We start from the raw sequence: 8,581 nt of genomic DNA, 5'->3' as shown, positions 1-8,581 counted from the left end.
TATTTTATGGTCTCTTGTTCGTTAGGAAGATACCCCTTATGAATCACCTTATTCCTAAATTTTTTTAGTTCTTCAATTTTGTATTTTTTTTGATCGAATTCTGTTTTTTGCTCGAGCAAATAAAGAAACAAAAATGCTCCAAACTGTCGTTCTGATTGATTTGTCACTTGCTTCCATGTAGCATCGAAAGCACTTTCTTGAATCTGATTGTGAATCGGCATGCAATAATGACCCACTAAAGGGGGAAATCGGCATTCAAAATTGACCCACCTCAGCCCCTGCTCCATACTCTTTGGAAATCTATCAGAGAGAGGAGAAAAGAAAGGAGATGCTGAACGTGGAAACAATCCGTAAAATCCGACAGGCCTATTTTAGAGAGGGGAAAGGAATTCGAGCGATCACCCGCGAGATGAACCTTTCCCGCAACACCGTCAGAAACATCATCCGAAGTGGCATAACCGATCAGAAGTACGAGAGGGTCTCCCAACCCCATCCCAAGTTGGGTTCCTTTATTGAGAGGCTGCGTGAGCTCTTGCATGAGGATGCCGACAAGCCGGTCCGTCACCGTCGGACTGCCCAGTTGCTGTTTGAACAACTGCAGCGAGAAGGCTACGAGGGTGGCTACGATGCCGTCCGTCGTTACGTGGGGATATGGAAGAGGTCGAGTGGCACTGCTATTGTTCAATCCTACGTACCTCTTGAATTTGTTTCCGGCGACGCCTTCCAGTTCGACTGGAGCTATGAACAGGTTGAGCTGGCTGGGGTTCCGGTGGAAGCGAAGATCGCTCAGTTCCGCCTCTGCCATAGTCGCAAACCGTTCTGCATCGCCTATACTCGCGAGACCCTGGAGATGCTCCTTGATGCCCACATCCGGGCCTTTGATTTTTTTGGTGGTGTCTGTTGCCGGGGCATTTACGATAATCTAAAGACGGTGGTCAGCAAGGTGCTGATGGGCAAGGACAGGGTATTCAACCGCCGATTCCAGAACCTGGCTTCCCATTATCTGTTTGACCTTGTGGCTTGCACCCCTGCCGCCGGCTGGGAGAAAGGGCAGGTGGAGAATCAGGTCGGCGTGGTCAGAAAACGTTTCTTTGCCAAGCGCCGCCGCTTTGCCTCCCTTGAAGAACTGAACGAATGGTTGGCGGATGAATGCCGGAATCATGCAGCCACCACCAGGCATCCCGAGCGCAAGGAGCAAACCGTCGCCCAGGTCTTTGCCGAGGAGAAAGACAAACTTCTGGCACTGTCGGCATCACCGTTCGACGGTTACCAGGAAAGCGTTAGCCGTGTATCTCCGCAACTGTTGATCAATTTTGACCGCAACCGTTACAGCGTAGATGCCATGGCGGCCGGCAAGACAGTGTCGGTACGGGCATACGCTGACCGAATCGTCATGGTGATGAACGGTACTGAGGTTGGCAGCCATCGTCGCCATCTCGGTCGCGATAAGGTCATTTACGACCCCTGGCATTATCTGGCCGTTCTGGAGAGGAAACCGGGAGCATTGCGAGACGGAGCCCCTTTCAAGCAATGGGATCTGCCGGAAGCAATAGTCGAAGTCAGGCGAATCCTTGAAAATCGAGTAGGCGGCGATCGGCAGTTTGTCAATATCCTGTCTGTGGTAAGCCGTTATGGCCTCGAATCGGTGGCCGTTGCCTGTGCCCAGGTTGTAGAAGACAAAACCGTCAGCAGTGACATCGTCCTCAGTATATTATCCAGAGAACACGAGGAGCCACCGTCGGAACCGTTGCCGCTGTCAGCCCAACTGCCGCTGATCACGTTAATTCCGGTGGTGGATTGTTGCCGTTACGATCAGCTGCTTTCCGGAGGTGCTTATGGTACTACGTGACCGGATAATGGAGGCAATCGGAGCCATTGGGCTGTACGGGATGAAGGACACCTTTGACGAGATACTGGCCTCGGGCATCAAGAGCAGGGCGACACCCGACAAGATACTCTGTGATCTCCTGGAGGCGGAGTTGGCGGAGCGGCAGGTCAGAAGCATCCGTTATCGTATGGGTCTGGCGAAGTTCCCTGTAGACAAGGATCTGGACCGGTTCGACTTCACGGCAACCCCGGTCAGCGAGATGCAGGTACGCAGCCTTTATGGTGGCAGCTTTCTCTCTGATCACACCAACGTCATCATGGTTGGCGGCACCGGCACCGGCAAAACGCATCTGGCCATTGCCATTGCCAGGCAAAGCATCAGAAATGGCAGGAAAGCCAGATTCTACAATGTGCTTGACCTGGTGAATCAACTGGAGCAGGAGAAGCTCAATAACCGGGGAGGCCGGTTGGTGGAACTCTTGGGCAGACATGACCTGGTTGTGCTCGATGAACTGGGCTACCTGCCATTCTCCAAGAGTGGTGGACAGTTCTTGTTCCACCTGATCTCGAAGCTTTACGAGCGGACTTCACTGATCATTACCACCAACCTGACCTTCGGAGAATGGCCCCAAGTCTTCGGCGACGGCAAAATGACCACCGCTCTCTTGGATAGGGTCACGCATCACTGCGAAATAATCGAAACCGGCAACGAAAGTTGGAGAATCAAAACAAGAATCAATAACTGAAAACTACTGCCTGAGGTGGGTCAATTTTGAACGCCGATGGTGGGTCAATTTTCAATGCCGATTGACATGACTTACTCAGTCATAGCCATTTACACAAACTATTTTACACCCTCTATGTGTCCGTGATATCGATTTACATAACTTGTTGCTTTGGGTGACTTTATGGCTCTGGTGAAATGCGCAGAATGCGGGAATGATGTATCAACCTTTGCAAGTTCCTGCCCTCATTGTGGGATGCCGATGGCCCCCGTTGGAAATGACCCACCAGAACCAGAGACAAAGCGTGTTTGTTGTCCTGATGGAACATGCACCGGGACAATTGATGAAAATGGCTTGTGCCGGACATGCGGGGTAAATCCAGCCACATTCAAGCCTGCAGTTCCTTCGAACCCTGCCCCTGAACAGGGGAAAAAGAAACAAAAAATTCCCTACAAATTGCTTCTTTTTATTCTCATTTTTTGGGTCTTTATCGTTCCCGCCATTAATAAATATTTAAAGGTTGACCATAAAGACTCGCCCTCACCACAAAAAACGGCATCCCCCGCAATCAGCAATATTCCAGAATCAAAGCCCATATCAGATGTTAAAAAGTTGTCCGATGAAGAAATACAAGCAGCCGCTATCATGGCTTCTTTAGGCAGCAAGGGGTATGTTTCATATACTTCACAAAGCTCTTTTGTTTTTCTAAATACCGAACCAAAATTATGGAACTCTATGATGCATCAAGAAAAAGAGCAATTTTGCAGACAGGCTGGAATCTTTTTTCGTGCATTAGCGAAAGAAAGAGGAGAAAAACCCAACTTGACATTAATTATTTTCGATATGACATCTAAGGAAAAATTAGCGTATGCAGATGTTTATACCGAGCGAATTGATACATCTATAGAACGATGATTTTTAAGACTGTGGGTTGCCATTTACAGCAAGCAGTGCCCACCTTGGGCGGTTTGCCTGGGTTTTTTAAAGGTGAATTGTCTGCCTGATTGCTGCCCGGCTTGATTTGCTGAAAATTGACGGTTGTTTTCAAGCGGTGTCCACCTTGGAGTGGGTGCCGCTTTTTTTGTGCCGTGAAGAAAAAAAGTGGGGACAGAGTGGGGACAAAAAGAAAAAACAACAAAAAAAGCACCTACCTCGTAAAGAGATAAGTGCTTGAATTTGCTTGGTGGGCCGTCCCGGGATCGAACCGGGGACCTGCTGATTAAGAGTCAGATGCTCTACCGATTGAGCTAACGGCCCTGTGCTTTCCGTGGATACCCTTTTAGCACATGAAGAAGGAAGACGTCAAGAGCCGTTTAGCTGTTTTTCTCGACAATTTGTCTGATATCTGCGGTGTTGATTGTTTCATGGTCAAGAAGTGCCTGGGAGAGTGCATCGAGAACATTCTTGTGTTCGGTCAGAATCTCCTTTGCCTTGTCATAGGCCGAGGCGATCAGCGACTTGACGGCGCTGTCGATTTTGACAGCGGTTGTCTCGCTGATAATGGGTCCCGGCTGACCCGCGGCAGGACTGGACGCCTTGAAGGTAATTGTTCCGATTTCCTCGCTCATCCCCCATTCGCATACCATTTTCCGGGCCAGATCGGAGACGCGATCAATATCGTTGCCCGCCCCGGTTGTGATGTCACCGAACTCGATTTCTTCGGCAATGCGGCCGCCCAGCAGGATGCAGAGGGTGGTGAAGAGATATGATTTGGAATGAGACAGTTTTTCTTCCTCCGGAAGCTGCATGGTGAGTCCCAGGGCTTTCCCCCGGGGAATGATGGTGACCTTGTGCACCGGATCGGCTCCTGGAAGCATCCAGGCGACCAGGGCGTGACCGGCTTCATGCACCGCCGTGATTTTCTTCTCCTTTTCCGTGATAATCAGGCTTCTTCTTTCCGCGCCCATCATGACCTTGTCCTTGGCCTTTTCAATGACCTCCATGGTCACCTTGCTGCCGTCGTCTTTCCTTGCCACCATGAGGGCTGCCTCATTAATCATATTGGCAAGCTCCGCGCCGGAGAAGCCGGGAGTGCTTTTGGCCACAAGCTTCCAGTCAACATCCGCGTCCGCCTTGATTTTCTGGGCATGAACCCGCAGTATCTGTTCGCGGCCGCCCACGTCGGGAACCGGGACCATGACTTGACGATCAAAACGTCCCGGCCGGAGAAGGGCGGGGTCGAGAATATCCTGCCGGTTGGTGGCGGCGATGATGATTACCGCATCGTTCGGTTCAAAACCATCCATTTCGACAAGAAGCTGATTCAAGGTCTGTTCGCGTTCGTCATTGCCACCCCCGCCGCCTGCGCTCCGGTGTCGGCCGACGGCGTCGATTTCATCGATGAAAATAATGCAAGGCGCTTTTTTCTTCCCTTCATTAAATAAATCCCTGACCCGGGAAGCGCCGATACCAACATACATTTCAACAAAGTTCGAACCGCTGATGGAAAAAAATGGGACACCTGCTTCCCCGGCAATCGCCTTGGCCAGCAAGGTTTTTCCCGTACCCGGTTCTCCATAAAGAAGGACGCCGGTTGGAATGCGCGCGCCGGCCTCGGTAAATTTATGGGGACTTTTGAGGAAATCGACAATCTCCACGAGCTCTTCCTTGGCTTCGTCGACCCCGGCAACATCCTTGAATTTGATTTTTGACTCCTGACCGTCTATGAGACGGGCCTTGCTCTTGCCGAAAGCCATCGCCTTGTTGCCGCCGCCTTTATTGCCGCCTTGCTGCATGAAGAAAAACCAGAGAACGATAATGAGCAGGAAGGGAACCCAGGAAAGGAAGGTCTGGAAAAACCAGTGGGGCTTTTTTGATTCCTGCACCTCGATGTTGATACCTGGTTTAAGCAGCGGTTTGATGGTTTCAGGGTTATCCGGAGAAACGCTTTTGAACATCTCCCCATTGGAATCGGTCCAGGAGATGGTGTTCCCTTCAAGCCTGATGTCACTGATAAGGCCTTTGTCCACCTTTTTCAGGAAGTCCGTGTAGGTGACGTGATTGACGTTATCGGGCTGTTGCTTGACAACATTGATAATCACGATGCCGATAATCCCCACAATAAGCCAGATGGAAAGGTTCTTGTAAAAATACTTCAATGAAAGCCTCCTGGATGATTGGTTTCGCGGTAAACAAAAAAACAGGGCGCAATGTGCGCCTGAGTTTTTTAGTAAGAGCGGATTGCCCCGGAGAGGATTCCACTCATTTTTATCAGATATAACCACAAGTTTGGTAAAAGGTAAAGGAGCGAATGGTTGCCGGATGGAGAAAGGGATGGTGGCTGCTGAAAAAGAAAAAAGCCCGCGCTGGGCGCAGGCTTTTATATGGAAGTGTCGGGTTGTTTTTTGTTTTGGTTCGGTGTATAAACTGTGAATTTTGATTGATCCCAGGGCCGCCACCCTGGGATCAATTAGGAGAAGTTTTCTCGCTTTGGCTTATTTGTTGAGCAAGATGGTTTTTGTTAATGCAGACATGATGCCATCGTCGCTGGTTTGTTTGGTATTTTTTTGTTATTCTGATTTTCTTGTTTAGTTTTAATGAGTTATCTGTTTGACTTGTTTTGGGGGACAGGTCGCTTCAATTGACCTTGTTGGCGCAATTCGCGCCCTTGTTGGTGTGGATATGGGCGCAAATTGCGCGATATTGGCAAAAGTATGGGCGTGAAGTGCGGTGTGTGGTTTGTGGTTTTTTTAGTGCGGCTTGTTCTTTAACTACCTTGAATTGTTTCATTAATTTTAGTAAAAATTTTAATTTGAGTGTTTTTGGGCGTAAATTGATCGCTTGATTTGTAGTTTAAATTGTAATTGCGATGATATTTTTTCTTGACAATGCAAATGTACCGTTTTAAATTTGGCATAAAAGATAAACGTTTTTTTGATGCGTTGGTTATAAGGTTTTTACGGAATAAATTTCTACACTGAAAAGGAGGTGCAAAGACAGAGTTGTGATGGCTTTCCGGTTCCGATCCGCCAATTTGTCCCGGAAGGAGAGAGAAAAAAAGTTTTTACGGGCTCGGCCCCTTTTTTGTGAATAAGGAGAAGCAAATGGACGGCATACTATTTCTCGTTTTTTGGCTAGGTTGCGCTTCGCTCCATACGGTTTTTGATCTCAAGGTCAGACCTGTGCTTCGTGCGGTACGTGAAGAAAGTGATTTTTCCTAGTCACTGTTTTATTGATTGTCCTTGAGATCCATTAATAAAATCGAAGGAGTGAAACCAATGAACAATATATTAGCTCAAGTTCTTCCCCAGGAGGGTGAAGGCCTTACCGTGAAATCCTCAAGCGGTTACAACGCTGCGGTGGCAGTGTTCGGACTGCTTACTTTGGTAGGTATTTCTTTTGGCGTGCATGCCTTTTTTCAGGGATACCACAATGCATACAATGTTACCCGTGAAGTGCCGTGGGGGCTGCTGATCGCCACCTACGTTTTCTTTGTCGTCACCTCAACCGGTCTTTGTCTTGTTTCTTCAATTGGTCATGTTTTTAATGTCGAGGCGTTCAAGCCGATTGCCAAGCGTTCGGTTTTTATGGCCATCACCACCATTATCGCCGGTTTTCTCGTAATTGCTTTCGAGATAGAGAATCCCTGGAGAATGGCCATCTACAACGTTATTTCTCCGAACCTGACCTCCAACATCTGGTGGATGGGCACCCTCTACGGCGCCTATCTTTTCTTTATGCTGATTGAATTTGCCTTGCTGCAGGCCGGCAAGCACAAATATGCCGGGTACCTGGGTTTGATGGGCGTTGTTGCCGGTGTCGCGGCTCACAGTAACCTCGGCGCCGTATTCGGACTGCTCAATGGTCGCGAGTTCTGGCACGGACCCTATATGCCCATTTATTTCATCACCTCGGCAATGATGTCCGGTTGTGCGGCGGTTATTTTCTTCCACTGGATCGGTTATAAGGCCAATGGCTGGAAGATGAGCCCGGCTCTTGAGTCTTCACTGCAGTCAACCGCCAAACTCGGCGCTTTGTTGATGACTGTTATCATGTTTTTCACCTGCTGGAAAATTATCTCCGGTGTCAGCGGTCAGCCCCCGGGAAAATATGAGGCTATGCAGGCAATCCTGAGCGGTCCGTATGCGGTGAATTTCTGGATCGCTGAAGTCATGATGGGTATGGTTATTCCCTTTTGCATCATTCTCGCGGTAAGGGCCAAAAATCTTACCGCCCTCTTTGTTGCATCCGTATCAAGTGTGATCGGCATCTTCTTCATGCGTTTCGACCTGGTCGTCGTGGGCATGATTGTCCCCCAGCTTCATGAGATGGGTATAGTCGGTCAGCCCCACCTCTGGGCCTACACCCCAAGCCTTCATGAAATCATGGTGGTTGTCGGCGGCATGTCACTGTGCGCCATGGGTTTTCTGATGGGCGAGCGTCTGTTCAAAGGGCATTTGTCCGAGGATCATTAATGAGTGATTTGTTGAAGACGGGCGGGGGGAGAGGTTTGTTCCTTTCCCTTGGTCCGGGTGCAAATCATGAATGGGACAAAGAGTCAAAGGAGATGATAATGGCCAGGAAGAAGACTGATATTCAGCCCTTGCGGCCTGATTTGCCGATTTACCCGATCGGGGTCGCGGCGAAGTTGCTCAATGTCCATCCGAGAACGCTTCGTATATACGAGGCCGAAGGATTGATAAAACCTGCCCATCGAGGATCACGGCGGATGTTTTCTCCCAACGATATTCGTTGGATTGAATGTTTACGTTCCATGATTCATGATCAGGGGATAAGTATTCCGGGCTTGAAGAAGTTGTTGAGTCTGATCCCCTGTTGGGAAGTTGGAAATTGTCCACCCGATATATGTGATGGGTGCAATTCGAGAGTTGACTGGTCCGTCCCGCGGAGTTTGCATCGGGTCGGGGATAAAGTAGCGGAACGTCAGGCAAAGATTGCTGATGAGGAAAAGAAAAAAAAACCAGTGGAAAAAAAAAAGCAACAATTACCAGGTTGATTTTCCATCGCGATTATCCTGTCTGCCATACATTTCACGAGCAGGCAAAAAAATTGTGTGGTTGAGTTCGTAT

7 protein-coding genes and 1 tRNA gene are annotated in these 8,581 nt (G+C 49.0%); 5 read left to right on the top strand and 3 right to left on the bottom strand.

Features of this window, described 5'->3' with window-relative positions:
- A partial coding sequence (locus BM485_05040; protein ID OKY76591.1) for a hypothetical protein occupies window positions 1-287 on the bottom strand: 287 nt, incomplete at its 3' end.
- A 41-nt stretch (window positions 288-328) separates the two neighbouring features.
- Between BM485_05040 and BM485_05035 the strand changes: the two genes are divergently transcribed.
- The 3 genes from BM485_05035 (at window position 329) to BM485_05025 (ending at window position 3,467) form a co-directional block, all read left to right on the top strand.
- Entirely contained in the window at window positions 329-1,849 is a 1,521-nt protein-coding gene (locus BM485_05035; GenBank protein ID OKY76590.1) for a transposase, read from the top strand.
- Window positions 1,836-2,573, top strand: coding sequence for an ATPase (locus BM485_05030; GenBank protein ID OKY76589.1), 738 nt, complete (start codon window positions 1,836-1,838; stop codon window positions 2,571-2,573). Before BM485_05035 ends, BM485_05030 begins: the two co-directional genes overlap by 14 nt.
- Before the next feature lie 435 nt (window positions 2,574-3,008).
- Window positions 3,009-3,467, top strand: coding sequence for a hypothetical protein (locus BM485_05025; GenBank protein OKY76588.1), 459 nt, complete (start codon window positions 3,009-3,011; stop codon window positions 3,465-3,467).
- Between the two features lie 266 nt (window positions 3,468-3,733).
- On the opposite strand, the gene BM485_05020 is transcribed toward BM485_05025, so the two are convergent.
- A tRNA-Lys gene (locus BM485_05020) sits at window positions 3,734-3,809 on the bottom strand.
- Between the two features lie 56 nt (window positions 3,810-3,865).
- Complete coding sequence (locus tag BM485_05015) at window positions 3,866-5,650, bottom strand: cell division protein FtsH (protein OKY76587.1); 1,785 nt, start codon at window positions 5,648-5,650, stop codon at window positions 3,866-3,868.
- A gap of 1,119 nt (window positions 5,651-6,769) precedes the next feature.
- On the opposite strand from BM485_05015, the gene BM485_05010 reads away from it, so the two are divergent.
- A complete protein-coding gene (locus BM485_05010; GenBank protein ID OKY76586.1) occupies window positions 6,770-7,966 on the top strand; it encodes a polysulfide reductase in 1,197 nt (398 codons plus the stop codon).
- Window positions 7,966-8,508 (top strand): hypothetical protein, encoded by a 543-nt coding sequence (locus BM485_05005; protein OKY76585.1) that lies wholly within the window; start codon window positions 7,966-7,968, stop codon window positions 8,506-8,508. Before BM485_05010 ends, BM485_05005 begins: the two co-directional genes overlap by 1 nt.
- The last annotated feature ends 73 nt before the right edge of the window (window positions 8,509-8,581 follow it).

The sequence above is a fragment of the Desulfobulbaceae bacterium DB1 genome (genome assembly GCA_001914235.1).
Lineage (GTDB): Bacteria > Desulfobacterota > Desulfobulbia > Desulfobulbales > SURF-16 > DB1.
This window is presented reverse-complemented; position numbering and strand designations above follow the sequence as displayed.